The sequence below is a fragment of the Gabonia massiliensis genome, from assembly GCF_001403595.1.
In the GTDB taxonomy this organism is placed as follows: domain Bacteria; phylum Bacteroidota; class Bacteroidia; order Bacteroidales; family Coprobacteraceae; genus Coprobacter; species Coprobacter secundus.
The window spans coordinates 165886-186282 of record NZ_LN877939.1; the positions used below are offsets into that span (position 1 = coordinate 165886).

The 20397-nt window shown below is 35.9% G+C and carries 13 protein-coding genes; 3 read left to right on the forward strand and 10 right to left on the reverse strand.

Annotated elements, in window-relative coordinates; all coding sequences use genetic code 11:
- Positions 1-13: 13 nt before the first annotated feature.
- The 10 genes from BN2628_RS05595 to BN2628_RS05640 form a co-directional block, all read right to left on the reverse strand.
- Positions 14-2032 carry a glycoside hydrolase family 97 protein gene (locus BN2628_RS05595; protein WP_055097093.1) on the reverse strand — a complete coding sequence of 673 codons (2019 nt, stop codon included), beginning with the start codon at positions 2030-2032 and terminating at the stop codon, positions 14-16.
- Between the two features lie 27 nt (positions 2033-2059).
- Positions 2060-5149 (reverse strand): FAD-dependent oxidoreductase, encoded by a 3090-nt coding sequence (locus BN2628_RS05600; protein ID WP_055096450.1) that lies wholly within the window; start codon positions 5147-5149, stop codon positions 2060-2062.
- Positions 5150-5170: 21 nt separating this feature from the next.
- Positions 5171-6271 carry a glycoside hydrolase family 88/105 protein gene (locus tag BN2628_RS05605; RefSeq protein WP_055096452.1) on the reverse strand — a complete coding sequence of 367 codons (1101 nt, stop codon included), beginning with the start codon at positions 6269-6271 and terminating at the stop codon, positions 5171-5173.
- A 17-nt stretch (positions 6272-6288) separates the two neighbouring features.
- Complete coding sequence (locus BN2628_RS05610; RefSeq protein ID WP_055096454.1) at positions 6289-7557, reverse strand: polysaccharide pyruvyl transferase family protein; 1269 nt, start codon at positions 7555-7557, stop codon at positions 6289-6291.
- Between the two features lie 110 nt (positions 7558-7667).
- On the reverse strand, positions 7668-8486 hold the full coding sequence (locus BN2628_RS05615; protein WP_055097095.1) for a LamG-like jellyroll fold domain-containing protein: 819 nt from the start codon (positions 8484-8486) through the stop codon (positions 7668-7670).
- A 69-nt stretch (positions 8487-8555) separates the two neighbouring features.
- Positions 8556-10574, reverse strand: a complete 2019-nt coding sequence (locus tag BN2628_RS05620; protein WP_055096456.1) for a RagB/SusD family nutrient uptake outer membrane protein — start codon at positions 10572-10574, stop codon at positions 8556-8558.
- A 13-nt stretch (positions 10575-10587) separates the two neighbouring features.
- On the reverse strand, positions 10588-14142 hold the full coding sequence (locus BN2628_RS05625; protein ID WP_055096457.1) for a SusC/RagA family TonB-linked outer membrane protein: 3555 nt from the start codon (positions 14140-14142) through the stop codon (positions 10588-10590).
- Positions 14143-14580: 438 nt separating this feature from the next.
- Positions 14581-15735, reverse strand: a complete 1155-nt coding sequence (locus tag BN2628_RS05630) for a FecR family protein (protein ID WP_055096459.1) — start codon at positions 15733-15735, stop codon at positions 14581-14583.
- Between the two features lie 94 nt (positions 15736-15829).
- Positions 15830-16429: an RNA polymerase sigma factor gene (locus tag BN2628_RS05635; RefSeq protein ID WP_257606406.1), complete on the reverse strand. Its 600-nt coding sequence runs from the start codon at positions 16427-16429 to the stop codon at positions 15830-15832.
- A 212-nt stretch (positions 16430-16641) separates the two neighbouring features.
- A complete protein-coding gene (locus BN2628_RS05640; RefSeq protein ID WP_055096460.1) occupies positions 16642-17349 on the reverse strand; it encodes an SAM-dependent methyltransferase in 708 nt (235 codons plus the stop codon).
- A gap of 450 nt (positions 17350-17799) precedes the next feature.
- Here BN2628_RS05640 and BN2628_RS05650 point away from each other — a divergent pair, with 450 nt between their 5' ends.
- The 3 genes from BN2628_RS05650 (at position 17800) to BN2628_RS05660 (ending at position 20375) form a co-directional block, all read left to right on the forward strand.
- Positions 17800-18495 carry a hemerythrin domain-containing protein gene (locus tag BN2628_RS05650; protein ID WP_044230118.1) on the forward strand — a complete coding sequence of 232 codons (696 nt, stop codon included), beginning with the start codon at positions 17800-17802 and terminating at the stop codon, positions 18493-18495.
- Complete coding sequence (locus BN2628_RS05655; protein WP_055096464.1) at positions 18492-19097, forward strand: response regulator transcription factor; 606 nt, start codon at positions 18492-18494, stop codon at positions 19095-19097. The genes BN2628_RS05650 and BN2628_RS05655 overlap by 4 nt, the downstream gene beginning before the upstream one ends.
- Positions 19098-19373: 276 nt before the next feature.
- A complete protein-coding gene (locus BN2628_RS05660; protein ID WP_055096465.1) occupies positions 19374-20375 on the forward strand; it encodes a 2-hydroxyacid dehydrogenase in 1002 nt (333 codons plus the stop codon).
- The last annotated feature ends 22 nt before the right edge of the window (positions 20376-20397 follow it).

A 20397-nucleotide genomic window follows, 5' to 3' on the forward strand; every position in this document is an offset into this window, starting at 1 on the left:
TTATAATATCAATTTACTTTTTTGAAACCCTAAACACACACCCTCCACCAGGAGCCATATCTATATTTATTCTACGATTATCAGGTACTATCCCCATTACTCTTTTATAATCGGTCGCAACACGGTCAGCATTCTTCCCATCTTGGAACATTTCCATCACATAATCTCCTTTATCCAAAAACGAAAGGTCTAAAGACAATTTTCTTGACGACCAATCTGTCATAGCACCTACATACCATACATTTCCTTTTTTCCTGGCAATAGTCACATACTTTCCTATTTTGCCATTCAATACTATCGTGCTATCCCAGACTGTAGGGATATCAACTATAAAGTCCGTACACACACTATCATTCTCATATTCAGTAGGGCTATCACACAACATTGATAAAGGAGATTCAAACACAACATATTCGGCCATCTGCCTACAACGAGTACCTTGGCTCATCGGATATGAACGATTGGGTCTATAAAAAGATTTGATAGCATTCCTCATTGCCCCTGGAGTATAATCAAAGGGCCCTGCAACCATACGTATAAACGGAATCGTTACATCATGTGTAACTTGATCTACACTTGGAGCAGCCCACTTCATATGTTCAAGACCTTGTACAGCCTCGAAATTAACCACATTTGGATATGTTCGTTGAAGTCCTGTAGGAGGATACGTTCCATGAAAATCAATCAAAAGTTTATATTTAGCTGCAACACGGGCAGCTTCTTCATGAAATGCAACCATCAATTGATCGTTGCGGTCCATAAAGTCTATCTTAAATCCTTTTACACCCAATTCTGAATAATAACGGCACACTGCTTCCATATTGCGGTAAAACGCATAATAACCTGCCCAAAGAATTATACCTACATTTTTCTGACGTGCGTAATAAATCAGGTCTTCTAAATCGATTTCCGGTACCACACTAAATAAATCTGCCTGACCACGAGCTGACCACCCCTCATCAATCACCAGATATTCAAGTCCGTGGGATGAAGCAAAATCAATAAAATACCGATATGTCTCATTGTTTAATCCTGTACGAAAATCCACGCCTGTGAGGTTACAATCATTCCACCATTCCCATGCACACTTACCCGGCTTTATCCATGATATATCTTCAATACGAGAAGGAGAAGCTAAACGATATATCATATCATTATCAGCTAACTGACACTCCTGATTCGCAACTATAAATACCCGCCAAGGAAAAGACCTTGCTCCTTCACAACGTGCTATATATGGTTCTCGGGAATATACAACTCCTTGTAAATCATTAAATCCACCCTGACGAATCTCCTTAGGATAAGGAGCAAACACACCTCGGATGACATTTTTATTATCTGAACGGTTAAAATACATTCCAGGATAATTCAATACATCAGACTCTGCAATACAAATAGCAGATTCGTCTCCAGGGCTTACAACTATCGGAACAAGAGCCAAACGTCCTCTATCCCATTCTGATAATGAAACATGAGAATATGTATTTACAAAAGATTTAAAAAATTGGTCTTCAAAACTACCTTCCTGACTCAAATTATTTTTATGGTAACCCTGTGTCCGGACAAAAGCGACATGAGATTGCCAGTTATCCGGGAAACAATATTCTACAGTCTCCTCCTTCACTACAAATGACTTCTTACCCGTAGATATAAAACGATACGCTATACCATCATTATAAGCACGAAATATAACTCCATAATCACCCCGAAAATGCAATTCAAGTTCATTATAACAATCTTTCACATGGGCTCTTTTATAAAAGGGAGATGAAATATTCCTATCGACTTTCCTTCTCTGTATCTGACGAACCAAAGCTCGGTACCCCCACATTTGCCCGTCTCCCAATAACATGGACAAGGATGAATTACAAAGCAACTTCTCATCTCCTTTCCAAACAGAATATTCCATCTTTTCACCGATATTGATTCTTACTTCCAAACAATTATCGGGAGAGTACAAGGAAAACACCTTTTGAGAAAAAACAACTGTCACATTACAAAAAAACAACAAAACTAAAATCAATCGTCCCATAAACATTTTTCTTACTTTAAACTCAATCTAAATTTCTATATCTTTTACTAATGGAGTAATACGCAAAGGAAACGTATGTTTATCTATCTGTCTTTTCCATGCAACTATATCATATTCACAATCTTTCTTCAGTATTGCAAAAAGTTCTTTCCGAGCAAATCGTCTAAAATCGGAATGAATATCGTCTAAATAGTCCAGTAACACTTGTATGCCTCTAACAGAACCACATCGGGCCAACGCAGCAGCAATAAAAAGTTCCAAATTAGCACTATACAATCGCCAACGAGTTTCTTTATAGCAAGTTGTTTTGAATCCCCCAATATTAACATCGTCCAATAACTTCTCAAACCCATGGATAAACAAATGTGACGGATTACGCTCTGCATAAAAACAAAGGTTGATTATACGGTTATAATATGGAACAAGTTGCAAATCTATGCGCCCTTCGTTATAAGCATCTTTTGCAGGAACTCTCCGGCCTCCACTCGTAGTCCCAGATAATATACGACCTACAATTATATGGTTATCTCTATCACCGGACATTCCAAGTAAAGCGATATCCTGATTGATATGCCAATACAAATTCGTACCGTCATATTCTTCATAATAAGTCGATGAATGTCCCTTGATTAATTCTTGCTCATATAAATATTCCAGTTCATCCCGAATCTGTTTCGTCCCCGAACAGTCGCCAAACCATGCTAATGCTTTGGCTAAAACCAATGCTTTTGACGATTGGTACTCTTTCCTTAACAAAGGCAATATCTCTGCCCTATTTTGTAGGCAACAAGACAACCAACTATAATTATTTCCTGCTGAAAGCTGGTTAATGATATCATTTGTATCCGATGTCCGGGATGCACCCACATCATCGGGTAAATACCCTATTGCTTTTAACTCTTTGCAAATATCATTTACTACAAAATCACGAGGTCGGACACCCATTTTTACAATATCAGCAGCAATCATACCGGAAACATACCCTAAAACTGTAACATCAGCCGACATTCGAGTAAATTGTAAACCTTTATATGTCTGTCCAATAGCTTTTCCAGATAATAATAGCCCATCTATTTTTTTAGGAACAATACAACGAAAAGGAATATTTACTCTCGCACCATTATCAAAATGGGGTAACAAAAAAGCACATCGAGACAACTCAGAACTGGAAAAATAATGAGGATCATAATCGCTCCGAGACTGAACTATCGTATCTGGAAAAACGGATTTATTCACAATATCCACTATACTCAAACAATGCAACGCTTCAGGTCGTCGAGACTCCCTCACAGCAAGCATCGGATAAAAATCATAAAAATGAGATTCATAATGTGACAGATATAATCCTCTTTGCACTTCGGATATCAATGTATTATCAATAATATCATAATCACGATTATAATCTTTTACTTTAGGTCTAAACGGAATATCCCAATGGCTATAATTCTGCGTTATCCCCATACGGGAATCTCCTATCTTATATTTAGCACCGGCAAAGTAAGCAATATCTCCATCTCCTGTTGCATCAACAACAAGACGAGCAAATATTCGTCGCAATCGACCATTTTCACAAAGAAGCACACTATCTACACTTCGTCCTTTCATTGATACATTACAGACAATTGCTCCATGTATGACAGAACTTCCCGCTTCTGACAATTTCTTCAGAAAATAAAAACTTCGAGGAATAGTTGTTTTTAAATGATAGGTATCAGCAACAGACTTTATTTGTACTTCCAACTCTTTTATTAACTTATGGTCTTTAAAACCAAAATAATAACTTGAGACCCCTCCAACGGTCTTTGTCCCTCCCAAATCATTGAAATACTCTACGACTAATGGCGTCATTCCTTTACGCATTGCACCTAAAGCTGCAGCAGTTCCTGCTGTCCCACCTCCGGCAATCAATAAAGGGACATTTTCCTCTGTTACACTCAGCCGATTGGGGACATAGTCATACAATGGTAATTCAAATCCATCTTCCCTGACAATATCTCCACAAGCAAAAATAGTTTTACCTCCTGCATACATTACAAACTTTCCTTTACGATCATTATGATAACGAGGCATCATTCCTGTCACTTTCCGCATATTCACATAAAGGCTACTCAGGTCTTCGCAATCGGTATATATCTCTGGAGCTGTAAACATATGATATCCTTTCGGAAACATTGTTTCATCAATATCTCCTACTACAGATAATGAGCTTTCTAATGCCCAATAACGAATTTTCGATTCAGATAAAAAAGGACTAAGTTCCGGCAATCTCTTTCCTATTTCTGCGGACAACAATCGAGCCTGACGTTCAATACAGCTTAAATCATTTGTAGATACACGAAACCTAAATTCCAACAAGTATTGATCCGGGAACTTTTTTCCTTTATGCAATTTCACACAATTATCAGAAATGTCCCATGATGTATCTACAGATAAAATATTCGGACATTCTGGAGATACACCCTCCAACTCAACAACAAAACCGGCTTCCTTTATTTCATATGCAAGACCAAGTACTCCTCTTGTAAAAAGGCTGCCATCCGAAACATCTAAAAAACTACCGCAAGAGACAAAATATAGTCCATGTTTACTGGCTATGGTGACACCACAAACTTGATTTTGATTATCTACAACAACGCCCCATATATCCGTCATCAACAATACATCTATTCCATTTACCAACAACGAACGCAGCATGCCTTTTTTTAAACTTCCTGCAAACAGAAGAAGTTCGTTTTTATAACAACTCCGGGCAACCCCTGACAATGCAGGCTCTCCTATTTCATTTCTCTCTCCTTCAGGACAAAATAAATCAATCATGGCATCATCCCACTCCCGAATCCCATTCGTATTCAACCATAAACGCCGTTTTCCTGCAATGTCAAATCCCGGAGAAGTTCGTTTATCCAAAATCAAGACTTTCAACCCACGTTTCGAAGCCTCTATAGCAGCATAAAAACCAGCCATCCCGGCTCCATTGATAACAAGATCATAGAAACCTGAAGTATTGTGCAATGAATCTGAAATTTCTTTCAATGTCTCTGCATACGTAAATTCCGGACCTATCAATGCACCTCCTACACTTAATAAACCTATATTCAAAAATTCCCGCCTCTCCATAATCAGATTATCTTGATATTGTCATTTCATTTTTATAATTTCACTCCCTGCCAACAAAAATGCTCCAGTGCCATACACTTCCCAACTATCTTCACTAAAATTTTTACGAGGATCGGCTCCTATAGGCTGCACCCAACCTACACGTCCTTCAGGACTGACACACTGATTCAACGCTTTCCAAGTTTTCTCCACAAAAGGTCTATACAATTCCTCATCTAACAAACCGTTATTGATTCCCCATGCCAAAGCATAACAGAAAAATCCTGAACCACTGACTTCCCCTCCCGGATACGAGTCTGGATCCAAAAGACTCGCCCGCCATAATCCATCTTTTTGCTGTAATTCTATAACTCGAGATGCCATCTCTTTAAAAAGAGATTCATAGAAAGAACGCATCTTATAATCGGCAGGAAGCTCCTGCAAAATACGTACTAAACCACCCATTACCCATCCATTACCACGGGACCAGTATATCGGTTTGCCATTAGCTTCCAATAGATTCCTCCTATCATTACGAATCACATAATTCAAATCCCTAAAAAATAACTTTTCATTATTATCATAGAGTAAATCATATGCTTCTTTGAAATAAATATCACTAAATTCAAGATAGATAGGGTTATTTAATGTAATACCCAATTTGACAAATACAGGAGGAGCCATAAATAAAGCATCACACCACCATAACTTAATAATCTCCACTGCTTTCTTTTTCGACGGATAAGGGCGTGAGATAAACAATGCTAAAGTATCTATAGTCGGTTGTATCATTTCTCTTTTACCAACCGTTCGATACAAATCGATATAATTTTGACACACCGCTATATCATCAGCATGATACCAACGCCGGGCCGGCCTCCACCGCAAATTCTGCCCAATAGACATTAATTTGTCATAAATTTCATTTTCGCCCGTTACCTCCCAAGCAGCAAAGGCTCCTGCATAAAAGGCCGCATTTGTCCAATCTCGAGCACCATGATATGGATTAGAAAATTGCCATCTTACAGTTTTCAACATAATATCTCGGATATATTCGGAAGCAAACACATCTTTTTTTTCTTTTCGAGCGTATACAGAAAAAGAAAACAACAACACTAAATAAAATAAAATCGATTTCTTCATTTTGTTACCTCCACATATTAACAACTCAGAACATCTGCAACTACACGGCTCGCTACTTTGTACATATCTCCTATTTTTTTGACTTCTGAGGCAACTCGATTGCATGCCTCCGAATAATTCCGCCACATTCCTTGTAGGCAATCAGCAATTTCCTTTCCCGTTGTCTCCTCTATTTCAAAAATCCAATCACTAAAATTCAAATCATAATACATTTGTCCCTTAATCGTATCATGCGGCTGTCGTAAATAAAAAAAAGGAACACCATTGGCTGCAGCAATAATAGGCGAATGACACTCAAAACTCAAAACAGCAAATGCCCGCGCATATACAGATGCTGCTTCGTCAGGAAGCCAATATCCCCTTTTCACTACAAAAGGCTTCACATCATCAGGTAACGGGTCATAAAGCAACTCATCCATAATATCCACCTCATATGTCATCTCAGGACATAGCAATACTTTATTTCCCGTTCCCCGTACCCAAGCTATCAATGCTTCTCTCAACTTGGCATGATCGGCTTCTTTATATCTATTATTCAAATCCTCAACCCTCTGTATAGCTTCATCTGTCCATTTATGACGATTCTTGATTAAATAATAAGGTGTCTTTCTTAACCGAGGAACAGCACAAATAAACTTACCTTTTTCCAATCCTTTTTCTTTAAGGAAAGAGGCGGCAAGTTCATCATTATGCAAATGAAAAAAGAATGTTGCATCCGGTACAAAAGAAATGTGCTTACCCATTATACCGGCCTCTTTCAGAACTTCAATTGACGCTGTTTCCCGAGTAAAGATAAATGATGCTTTCAACAAAAGAGACTTCAACCTATCATCTACATCTCCTATCGTCGTACCGAAAATGCCAAATGGTTTTCCTGTGTATTTTACCCAAGCTTCTAAATTACTCTGTCCTACAATAGACGGCCCTGAACCATGAATCATCAAATCGCAATCTTTAAAAGATTCCAAAATTTCCATTTGATAAACCGAACCATCTTTTTCGACTGTTCCCTGAATAATTTCCACTTTTGGGAAATTTTTCTGTAACCATGTTCTCACCTCCTGTCCCACATTCTTCTCCCACAAAACTAACTTAGTATTGGGCAAGAAAGTCTGTAAAACGGTCAATAATCCGGGTGTATGTGCGATATCACCTATATTTACATCCTGCCATCCCGAAACAATTAAAATCTTTCCGGGTGCATCCCTATAAGCTTTTAATAAAGGAGCCAACCCCAAAGCAAGTGTGGCATACATCATTCTTTTCAATGATTCTCGTCTATTCATATATCAATATTTTAAATTATAAATAAAAACACTGACAGATATCTCATATAAATATATCGTTCGGGGTAGGTCCAAAGACATATTTTTCCGTTTTGTCAAAAGACAAAAATCTATCTATCTGACAAAATATTCGAAGATAAATAGCGCATCTCCTCTCCATCCAAAGCTCGATTATATACTGCAATTCCACTTATCTGTCCGACAAAAAAATTCCCCATTTCACCAGAACGGTTAACCGCTCCTACCGTAAAATCAACTTTTGAGCCTGAAACACAAAAAATACCTTTATCATAATAATAAGGATTTTGTTTTTCCCGTCTATCCAACACACCATTCAGATATACTCTAATTTCACACCCATCATACGTCATACCAATACACTGCCATACTTCCAAAGGAACTTGAGATTGTCCAATAGCTGCATCCATACAATATTTATAACCATTTGTAGGCCCTCCCACTCCGGAGATATGACCACCGACTTGTTGTCTGCTATTCCAAATCCCAAGATTCAAAAACAGACCATATTGCCTTTTTTTATCTGTTTCATTCCACATACCTGCAACAGCCTCACATTGTTTTACCTTTTTCTTCTTTCTCTTTATCCAAGCAACAACTGATATTTGTGCATTTTTTCCATATATATTCAATGCAGAACACTCCTCCGCCGGGATATATAACCATTGTCCTTCCGTCAATAATACAGACCTATTATTCCATAAACCATCTTCTACACTTTTTACAGAAGATGCTCCTTCCCGTAACCAATAAGATTTACCGGAAACTGCTTTCCAAGGGCCTTTTAGTTTTTCAAAATTCCAAAAACAAACCAAATCTCTAATCCTTCCAGGCTCTACCTCTCTTACTTGGGCACTCGATATACAAAAGAATCCTGATACAATAATCAAAAAAAAGAGTTTTCTAAACATAATGATTATCTTAACCGGGCCAGAATTCTCCGGCCCGGCAATATTATAACACAAATATTTTTTACATATTTACTTATCGAGACTCGCACCCTCTCCGACTGTAGTCGACCAACCCGGATTTTGGTAAATCGGAGACGTAGATATAGTCTTTCCGTCAGACGTAGTCAATAAAAAATGCTTAACTGCTATCGGTGATAGATAATGAGCATTACAGAAAAACAACCCATTATAATAATTATTATTATCTGTTGTTCTCTGAAATGGACGAATATATTCACTTAAAGATGGTGAAGAAACATTATTCTTACTCGGATCAGTTTGGTCTGTAACCAAACGGTCTCCATAAAGAGATTTCATCGGACCCCAAATTTTACAACCTTCTAACTGAAATCCATTCAACTGGTCCAAAGCTCTCCAACGGATAAGATCATCATATCGAAAGCCCTCACCAATTAATTCACACCGACGCTCACGACGAATATTATACAAAGTTGCATCTACAATCTGCCCATGAGAATAAGCCCCCCAATCTAACTCTGCTTCTTTTGTCATAATAGTAGCATCAATAGTTTTCTGGAAATCAGGGTCTACACCAGCACGATTACGCAAATCTCTCCAATACTTCTTAGCCTTATCATCCAATGAATTATATTTCAGATAATAAGCCTCCATGTAAATAAGATAAGCTTCTGCTGCACGAAAAGTTACAAACGCAGTTTCATCGCTCACCGACATATTATAATCATAAGATGCACCTTTCCCTAATAAATAACCTGTCGATGTCGATTTAGTGTAATCAGACTTGTCTACTTCCGGCGGATCAGGATATTTTATAATGGCTGTAGCATTCTCTATAACTTTCACTTCACCCGGAGCTTTCATAAACAGACGCCATCTCCAATCCCGTTTTTTCTTCGTATCACCCACATAATCATCACCGGCATACTCAGAAGCGCTATCATAATAAGGAAGACCATTTTCCATTAAAAAAGCTTTCTCAAATTGATTGGTATACCCCCTTGAATAACCATAGAATACCCCCTGGTTATAACCATGTTTAATCTTCAAACCAGAATTATATAACCGATACATTATTACTTCGGAATATGAAGAAGGATCTTTTCCCGCAAACATATCGTAGTATGGATTTACTGCGTCACCTGATTTCTCACGTATAATTTTATTATTTGGAGTCAATGTAAAAGCATCAGCCACTTGTTTAGATGCATCTATTGCTTCCGTTAAGAAAAAATCCACTTCATTCTCAAGGCTTCCAGATGGATACTGGTACCCTCTATTATAATCCTTTTCTGCCCCAGGCCAACCTGGTCCATTAGGTACTTGTGATGTTCCAGCGTGATATTTTAACCAAGTAGCCTCGAAAAGTGCGACCCGTGCTTTCAACAGCAAAGCAGCATTTTTTGTTATTCGAGCCTTTCCACCAACAGGACTATTCGATAATAATCCAATGGCCTCATCAAGATCTGAAAGGATAAACCGAGCTACTTCATTCCGAGGACTACGTTTCGAAGCCTCGGTCAATACTGACTGATCATCAGGCAGAACTTTTTTTATAATAGGAAAATCTCCTAATTTTCTCAAACGGAAAAAATATTCATGAGCTCTCAAAAAGAAGCCTTCCCCTATATAGTGTTTCACATTATCTTGATTCCCAGTTATTTCTCCAGATTTAAACCGAGGAAGAACAGTCTCAAGAAAATAATTCAACTTATAGATATTACTAAATGTCCAGTAACCTCCTGAGTCACCAACCCGTAGAAAACCAGGCAGATACCTATTGTCTAAACTTTTACCCACCGAATTATCAGTGTAAGTATCTAAAAAATATGAACTTTTGGTAGGATCTCCCTCTCCATATGAATCCAACATCCCTCCTGTAGAAGAAGAACCTGCCTCATACGAACTCGAAGTATAGTAATTAATCGTATATGCAGCCAGTTGTTCCTCCGTCCACAAATACTTTTCAGGTGTAACACTTGATAATGGCTCAATATCCAAATTGTCATTGCAGCCAGCAATAACAGCTAAAAAACACCCCGACAGAATAATATATTTACTTATTTTCATATAAAGACATGTTTTAAAAATTCACACTCAAACCAAATGAATAAGTTTTAGATAAAGGATATACCGTACCTCCACGTCCTCCTATACCTGCAGTTTCTGGATCCATTGTCTTTGACAATTTTGTAAAAGTCAGCAAATTCTCTCCCGAGAAATAAATCCTGAATTTCTGAACAAAAATTTTCTTAGTTAAACGTTCCGGAAAAGTATAGCCAACCTGCAAATTTTTCAACCGTAAATAAGCAGCATTTTGCATATAACGAGTCTGAATAGCCTTATTCTGATTATTAAACATAGGTTTCGGATAGTAAGCATCCAAATTCAAGCCTAAAGGAGAATCCGGATCATCTCTAAAATAATCAAGATGTTGCTTAAATCCTGTCGACCAATCTTTCCCACCTTTTGTTATACCCCAAAAAACGAGGTCAGTACCTTTTCCGTCACTACTCTTATCTTCCGGAAAATAATCTCGCTTCAGAACACCCTGCCAAAACATTGAAAGGTCAATACCTTTCCAAGCCATATCTATATTGATACCTGTACGAAAACGCGGAGTAGAATTTCCAATAAGCTTCTTATCTCCCATATCGTAAATTGTATTATTCCCTGAAGAAATCTTTCCATCCCCGTTTATGTCTTTATACATAATATCTCCAGCAGTCCAAGTTGCAAATAAGGCACTCTGTCCACCATTTGGCAAAGATGCTAAATGAGCCTGCATTTCCTCATCTGTTTTTGCAATACCTATAGTCGTATAACCATAATAATTATTCAAATAAGTACCTTCTACATAAGAAGACAATAATCCGGTCGGATTAGGATATTTCATAACCTTAGTTCTCGCATCTGAAATATTAAGTCTTATACCATATGAGAAATCACGTATACGATCTCTCCAAGAGACTTCCAATTCCCAACCTGAAGCTTTCAATTCAGAATTATTGGTTCGGGGAACAGCAACACCTAAAGTAGCCGGTAATTCTACTCCAGGTCCTACCATACCCAATGTTTTACGAATAAAATAATCAAATGATCCTGTAAAACGATTTTTAAACGCACTCCAGTCTAAACCAACATTTATAGTTTCTATCTTTTCCCAAGTCAATGTTGTAGAAATCATCTTAGATGGAGCATTAGCTATATTTGGCTGCACAGGACCTTCTGTCCCAGGAAGTAACCAATGTCCTCCTGCCGTAGAAGTAGCCATAGTCTGGTAAGTAGGATATAAACTTGTTACATTTTGGTTGGCCAGAGAACCATACGAAAATCGAGGTTTCAAAACATCAATAAAAGCATCTGCACTTTCAAAAAAATGTTCTTGAGCGATATTCCATCCTAATGAAAAAGAAGGAGAAAACACCCATCTATTATCTCTCCGAAATCTTGAAGTTCCATCATAACGACCACTTACCTCCAATAAATATTTTCCCTCATAATCATAGTTTATACGACCAAAGAAACCTGCAGTAGCCCATTCATTATATGCACTGCCTACTGTAATATCTTCTGTATTCGTTGTAAGATCCAACACAGGAAGATCCGAAGAAACTAAATCTTTTCTTTTTCCATCCAAATCCCGATTTTTGTTACTTTCATATTGAAATCCTAATATTACTCCAATATTATGACGGTCTTTAAATGAATGAGTATAGTTAGTATAAAAAGTAGGATTCAAATACGTATTTCGATAAGCGTACTCATAAACATATTCATGACCGCCGTAATTTGTCGTATATAAATAAGACGGATACACTTTATCAGGATCATTAGCATAATGTCCATTTACTTGATTTCCTACTTCATGTTGCCAACTATTATAAATATTAGCATTCATTTCTGCAACAATATTCCAATTTTTTAAAGGAGTTAAGGTAATCTGTACCTGTTGTGCCATACGATCCCCTTGTTCTTTACGACGTCCCCCCTCCTCAAACATAGGAATATAACTATTATAATAGCCATTCGGGTCTTTAGCCGGAACAAAAGGTTTAGCCCGGCGCAAAACATCATCATAAAACGAAGAACTCATAATTGTAGGCCTATCATAATCTGTACGAACAAATCGATTACTATACCTAATACTCAAAAAATCAGTAACTTTTGCTGCAAATTTACCAGTAATTGTATAACGATCATGAGTATCAGTCCCATAACGTAAAAAACCATTTTGTCCAAGATAATTTCCTGATAAATAATATGTTACCTTATCATTACCTCCACTGATACTAATATTATGCTCCTGAGAATGAGACCATTTCTGATAATACTCATCCAGCCAATTCGTATTTCCGAAAGCCGTTTTATCATCCCATTTTCCATCAGCATTCATATTCATGGCAACAGCCGGGTCTATCTTTCCATCCAAATAATCCCTTATATTTTGCACCATTGAGGCATCAAACAAATAAGAACCTGAATTATTATAACTCGCGTCATTAAACATATTCACATATTCCCATGAATTTACCATTTCAGGCATCATCACGGGAGTATTATAACGAAAACTATTATTATAATTTATCGTCATTTTACCTTTATGCCCAGACTTCGTTGTTACCAAAATAACCCCAAACGGTGCACGTGCTCCATAAATAGCAGAAGCCGAAGCATCCTTTAATACAGAAACAGACTCGATATCCTGAGGATTTATCGAATTCAAATCACCCTCCATACCATCTATTAGTACTAATGGAGCCCCTTTGGAATCACCTCCTATTGTTCCTGTTCCACGGATATCTATTGTTTTAGTTGCATTCAATTCTCCCCCATTACCAGAAGTTGTAATATTCAATCCCGGAATTACCCCCTGTAATGCTTGTACGGCATTAGAAATAGGTCGTTCTTCAAATGCTTTGGAATCAATCATTCCTACCGAACCCGTTACATTAACTTTCTTCTGTACACCAAAACCGACAACAACAACTTCGTCAATAGTTTCCTCACTCTCTATCATCGTTACCGTAATATTCTCTTTCCCTGCTATCGAAACCTCCTGCTTATTATAACCGATATAGGTTATCGATAATGTTCCATCGACGGGAGCTTTTACTGAAAATAAACCATCCAAATCAGTCATCGTTCCCGTATCATATCCTTTTACAGACACAGCAGCACCCATTAACGGCTCACCTTTTTGGTCTATTACTTTACCCTTAATTGTTTGTATGTCGACCCCATTGAAACGATTTTGTTTTATTGGAGCCTTAACTTCGTTTCTTTCCGAAACTATTATTTGTTTACCATTAATATGAAATTTTAAATTCAAAGGAGACAAAGCTTTATTCAATACAACCTCAAGACTCTCTTTCTCTGCTGTTACCGAAACTCTCTTGACTGCAATTTCCTTTTTATATAAAATAACAAAACCTGTCTGCTTCTCTATCTGAGTACAAAACACCTCAAAACTGGCATTTTTTAAAGATAATGTGACAATAGAGTTTTTAAACTCCACTACACCAGCAGAAATATTCCCACACAAACACAAGAACAAAAACATTGCACATACCTTAATGTATCGCTGCAACAATAAATTTTGTGTGCTTCCAATCTTGGCTTTAGATTTTTTTTTCATACATTTGAATGATTTTAATTAACACTGAATATTTTAGTTTATTAAATTCAGCGAACCGTATAATACGCCCATTATTATGCGGTTCTTTTTATTCTCTTTGCTAAATTTTAGAGTCAGTTCCAATTTTCCGACTAAAGAATCTCTTATTCTTACTTTTTTGTATCTTTTTCCGGTATGTTTTCCGTTCCTATGTACGTCATAAGCTCAACAGCTCTCCTTACCGGAACTGCAAAAACAGCCTCGGAAACAGCTCTCAAAAAACATCTATGCAAAATTTATACTGACTTTTAAGGCATAGAAAGGACTGCCCAACTATTTTTAAGATGGTGGATGTCTCATAACTTTAAAGATTTAAGATTAAATAATTATTTCTTTTTTGGTATATTTTTCTATTTTATTTATATATTTTTTAAACTGATTTAAAGTCTGTATTTATTATTATTTACATGATATGTATACAGAATCTCCTTTCTTAGTATAAGTAAAGGCTGTTGATTGCGACAAATTATACAGAACTTCTTCCAAAGAACCGTCTATATTGATTTTGCCTTTATAAATTTCGTTACTAACATCACAATCACATTTAATACTTACATGATAATACTCAGAAAGTACATCAAGAATATTTTGTAAGGACTCCTCCTCTCCTAATTCCATAATACCATCTTTCCAACAGATATATGGATATACATCTACGTCACGAACCACACTACCAGTAGACTCATAAAAGAATCCTTGGTTAGGCTTCAATAAAGATTCATCCTTTCTCGAAACAACTTTTACAGAACCTTCAACCAAAACGACCGAACCGTCAGATTTTGTATTATAGGCATTGACATTAAACTTTGTTCCCAATACTTCTATCGATACCTTTTTACTAATTACACGAAATGGCCTCTCTTTATCTTTCGCTACTTCAAGATAAATTTCCCCATCCAGGTAAATTTCTCTTTTATCCGTATCAAACTGTTTTGGATATATCAATTTTGTCCCTGAATTAGCCCAAACCACAGTCCCATCACTGAATTTTATCTTCGAGTGTTTGCCATAAGGTACAACCAACTGCATTACTTCACTTTTAATATCGTCAGACTTCAGTTTCTCATTATGACCAACAACAATATCTCCTACTGCCGTTTGTCGTATCGTAGCATTATCTCCTATCTCTGCCTTAACATCTCCCGCTATAATATGCACTGTCTCTACATGTGTATCCAGAGAATCTAACATTGCAAACATAGAATCACGCTCACTCCAAAAGGATTGAGAAAAATAATAAAAGAATGACAGACCTATTAGAATAAAAATTACAGCTGCCGCACTCCATTTATACCAAACTATACGATGTTGCTTATCTTTATGAAGAAGAGCCTGTAAACGAAGCAAATCTTCTTCAACCTGTTCTTCAGGAACAGCATATTCTTCAATCTTCAAATTTCTCAACAGAACAACAGCATCTGAAATCAAATCTTTTGCATCTGGAAATTTACTAAGGAATAAATCAATCCCCGCTTGATCCCCTTTCTTAACCAAATCAACCAATTCTTGATTAAAAATAAAATCTTCTATCGTATATTTTCCAGTCTTTTTCATTATCTATTCTATGCTGTATATTAGTAATACAAATAAAAGTCTATTATGTAATCACTAAAAATATTTTTCTTTATAATATTTTTTACACCTAATACTAAATAATTGACTTTAACCAAAATAAAATTAAAATTAAAAATCCAGTATCATTTTCTTTTCGTAATTTATCCATTGCCCGATGCGTGAGATTACGCGCAGCCTGTTCTGATAGATTCATAATAACAGCAATTTCTTTATAATCCATCTGATGCAAAAAACGTAAATAAATAATCTCTCGCTGACGAGGAGTCAAACCATCAAGAATTCTTTTTATCAAAGCCGACATATTCTCTCTCTCTTCTTTTTCTTCTAATGCATTATTTTCAACAGAAAATGTAAATTCAAAATCAGAAATATTCTGAATCGCAACTAATCTATATCCATAATTTCCTAAATTGATATATGCATTCTTTATCGAAGCAAATAAAAATGCCCTTATCGTAAACCGGTCTTTGACTAATTCCGGACGAGTATAAATCTTAAGAAATATATCCTGAATAACATCCCGAACTTCAGCATCACTCATTCCTAAACGACAACCATATGCATATAGTTTAGGATAACACAACCTATATAAAGAAGAAAACGCTTCATTCTCCCCCTCTATAAAAGAGAGCCATAAATCAGACTCATTTTTATTTATATTCTGTGATGACAATACCTGAAATTTTTTATGGTACTAAATCCTTAATAACGCAAACATACAAAAATTTCTGAAAAAGAAAGAAGACACACCCATAAATAGATAGAAATATTTATTAATTTAAAACATTAATATAAAATTAATTTTCTCTATTCTATAAAATTGAAAAATCATAAATCAGCTTTCTCTTCACCTTTCAAAAAAAGCAAATCAGGATAAAACTATTTTCACTTATACAATAAAAATATACAAGGTTTTCTATGCAAATCAGGATGCTGGTCTTTCCATTCTTTCAATGTAAGAGTGCGAATATATTCATCTTCACAGGTTATATTAGCAGCTACACACAAACGTATTTGCGGACGACAGATCCGTATCAAATCTTCCAACATCTTTTGATTACGATAAGGCGTTTCTATAAATATCTGCGTCTGATGTTCGTTATAAATACGGTGTTCTAAAATTTTTAAAGTCTTAGACCGCTCCACAGCTTCAATGGGCAAATAGCCATGAAAAGCAAAACTTTGCCCATTAAATCCTGAAGCCATAAGTGATAATAAGATAGAAGAAGGCCCCACCAAAGGAATTACCTTATATCCCTTTCGTTGGGCAATAGCAACGACATCGGCTCCCGGATCGGCGATAGCAGGACACCCTGCCTCTGAAATAATACCAACCGATTTTCCTTGAGGCAAAGGCAAAAGAAAATTACTTATTTCCTCAAAGTGTGTATGCTGATTCAGTACAAAAAAAGTAAGGGAATCAATATCAATATCCGGATTAGATTTCTTCAAAAAGCGACGGGCTGTACGTACATTCTCAACAATAAAATAGTTAAGAGTAGAAATAATCTCTTTATTATATTGAGGTAACACTTTATCTATCGGTGTGTCCCCCAAAGTTACAGGAATCAAAAAAAGTGAAGCCATTTGCATATTGTCATACTATTTCCGAAAGCAAACATACACAAAATACTTTATATTTTTCTATGTTCTCAAAACAGATTTTTTACAACTTTCTTTTTGGAAAAGAATTTTTCATTAAATTTATGTTTCTAATTATACCCCATCCACATTCTTCCCTTCTTAAAAGGAAAAATCATTATCCAAAATATCTTTATCACAAAGAAGGGACAAAAGTGCATAATAGAGAGTGTGCACACAAAAACAAAAAGATTACCTTTACCGGAAATTCAGACGACAGGTTCTAAATAGAAATACCTAAAAATAGGGATTGCAATTGCAACTTTTTTAGATTTACTTTGTAGCAAGTTTTAAGGTTATATTCATCCTAATTATGTTTTATATTTCCGCATCGGGTAAAGTCCCGATGCCGGGGATATGAAGAAAAAGCATAATAAAATATTATCTTTGTAGGAAAGATAAATAAATATGATACATAAATATAAAGCAACGGACAAAATGAGTGATTTAATAGAAGAAGAATACTCATTGCTTACAGTCCTAAGTCGTTTTAATATCTCATTAGGTTTCGGAGATAAGAATGTAGCTGAAGTTTGTCGCCAAAATCAGGTAGATACCAATACATTTCTTACTATCGTAAATTTCCTTAGTGAAGATGATTACTCGTTGGAACACAGTTATGAGAAAATAGATCTCCCTTCGCTCATCTCCTATTTGAAAAATGCTCATAAATACTTTCTAGAATTCAAGTTGCCTTTAATACGCGAAAAACTTATATTAGCTATTAAATCCTCAAAAGAGGATGTCTCATTTCTCATTATGCGATTTTTTGACGACTATGTAAACGAGGTAAAAAAACATATGGATTATGAAGATAACACCGTATTTACATACGTCGAAGAATTACTATCAGAAAACATGCCTTCCGGATACAATATTGGTGTATTCAGAAAACGCCATTCTCCTATTGGATTGAAATTGTTGGAACTGAAAAATATAATCATTAAATACTATCCAGCGGGAGAAAGCAGCAATTTACTCAATGAAGTTCTTTTTGACATTTTTTCTTGTGAAAAAGACTTAGAAGATCATTGTCGAGTGGAAGACTATCTTTTTGTCCCATTGATTGCCAAGATAGAAAAAGAGAGGATGCTATGAGTCGGAAATCTTTGAAAATTGCTATTGCTGAACCTTCGGTTATTATTCGGAGTGGTGTAACTACAGTTATCAAGCGTATGTCAGGATTTAATATACAACCTATAGAAATCACTGGATTGGAAACACTGAATGATTGCATTCGTCTGCACAAGCCTGACATATTAATCATAAATCCAGCATTCATGGGATATACTGATATACGAAAATTCAAATCAGAATGTGGTGCACCCCATATAAAATGTATCGCTTTATTATATTCCATGGTCGAGAATACAATACTCAATCATTATGACGGAAGCATTTCGATATATGATGATTCAGAGTCAGTAATCAATAAAATCTCTGCTCTTTTATCCCGCCCCGAAACCGGAGAAGAACAAGCTCAAACTCTAAGTGATAGAGAAAAAGATATCGTTATTGGCGTCGTCAAAGGTCTCACAAATAAAGAAATTGCTGATAGCTTGTTTTTATCTACTCATACCGTTATTACTCACCGACGCAACATAGCTAAGAAATTACAAATTCACAGTGCTGCCGGACTTACAATTTATGCCATTGTGAATAAACTTGTCGAATTAGATGAAATTAAAAATTTAAGTTAAGCAAAACTTTTTGGCAATCTTATCCATTCTTGCATTATCTGATGCATTCTCTCTATTTCTTACCTTGTCCTAACTCTCATCTTTTCAAAAATATCATAATACATTTTAAGAGATAAATTTGTACTTTCAAAATACAAAGACAGCATATTCTTTACTCTAAATACTAATGTATCTTATTATTTATAATTATCATTTAGAACCAGAAAGACCATTATTCTGTTATAATCATACATATTCAGCTCCTTTTATTATCTTTATACAAAAATTCAGAATCATATGAAACCTGTAATCGCTTTTTTTGGAACTAAACCTTATGATGAAAAATCTTTCAATATAGCTAATGAATTGTACGGATTTGACATACGCTACTACAAAGGACATTTAAATAAAAATAATCTTATTTTGACCCAAGGGGCCGATGTCGTATGTATTTTCGTCAATGACACAGCTGATAAAGATATCATAGATGCTATGGTAGAAAATGGTGTAAAACTATTGGCTTTACGCAATGCCGGATTTAACAATGTAGACCTAAAAGCAGCTGAAGGAAAACTTAAAGTAGTCCGTGTCCCTGCCTACTCTCCCTACGCTGTGGCAGAATATGCAGTAGCCCTCATGCTTACATTGAACAGAAAAATTCACCGTGCATACTGGCGAACCCGAGATGGAAACTTCTCTCTTCATGGTCTTATGGGATTTGATATGCATGGCAAAACTGTTGGTATAATAGGAACAGGTAAGATTGCTAAAATATTGATTCGCATACTGAAAGGTTTCGGAATGAATATTTTAGCTAACGATTTATATCCTGATTACAAATTTGCACAAGAAATGGGCATTACTTATACTTCGCTCGACGAGCTTTATCATAATGCAGATATTATTTCGCTTCATTGCCCATTAACGGACGAAACAAAATATATCATCAATGCAGACTCCATTTCTAAGATGAAAGATGGTGTCATGCTTATTAACACTGGTCGAGGTATGCTCATTCATACCAATGATCTTATAGAAGGACTTAAAAATAAAAAAATAGGTTCGGCAGGCCTCGATGTATACGAAGAAGAGAGTGAATATTTTTATGAAGATAAATCAGATAAAATTATAGATGATGATGCACTGGCTCGCTTACTATCTTTTAATAATGTAGTTGTTACTTCCCATCAAGCATTTTTCACTCATGAGGCAATGCAGAATATTGCCGAAACTACTCTACAAAATATTCAAGACTTCATAAACAATAAAGAATTGATAAATGAAGTCAAATATAAATAGTACATACGAAACTTCTTAACAA

Coding starts and splice junctions, on each gene's coding strand:
- BN2628_RS05595 (WP_055097093.1), bottom strand. CDS start 2,032: ATGGGACGATTGATTTTAGTTTTGTTGTTTTTTTGTAATGTGACAGTT.
- BN2628_RS05600 (WP_055096450.1), bottom strand. CDS start 5,149: ATGGAGAGGCGGGAATTTTTGAATATAGGTTTATTAAGTGTAGGAGGT.
- BN2628_RS05605 (WP_055096452.1), bottom strand. CDS start 6,271: ATGAAGAAATCGATTTTATTTTATTTAGTGTTGTTGTTTTCTTTTTCT.
- BN2628_RS05610 (WP_055096454.1), bottom strand. CDS start 7,557: ATGAATAGACGAGAATCATTGAAAAGAATGATGTATGCCACACTTGCT.
- BN2628_RS05615 (WP_055097095.1), bottom strand. CDS start 8,486: ATGTTTAGAAAACTCTTTTTTTTGATTATTGTATCAGGATTCTTTTGT.
- BN2628_RS05620 (WP_055096456.1), bottom strand. CDS start 10,574: ATGAAAATAAGTAAATATATTATTCTGTCGGGGTGTTTTTTAGCTGTT.
- BN2628_RS05625 (WP_055096457.1), bottom strand. CDS start 14,142: ATGAAAAAAAAATCTAAAGCCAAGATTGGAAGCACACAAAATTTATTG.
- BN2628_RS05630 (WP_055096459.1), bottom strand. CDS start 15,735: ATGAAAAAGACTGGAAAATATACGATAGAAGATTTTATTTTTAATCAA.
- BN2628_RS05640 (WP_055096460.1), bottom strand. CDS start 17,349: ATGCAAATGGCTTCACTTTTTTTGATTCCTGTAACTTTGGGGGACACA.
- BN2628_RS05655 (WP_055096464.1), top strand. CDS start 18,492: ATGAGTCGGAAATCTTTGAAAATTGCTATTGCTGAACCTTCGGTTATT.
- BN2628_RS05660 (WP_055096465.1), top strand. CDS start 19,374: ATGAAACCTGTAATCGCTTTTTTTGGAACTAAACCTTATGATGAAAAA.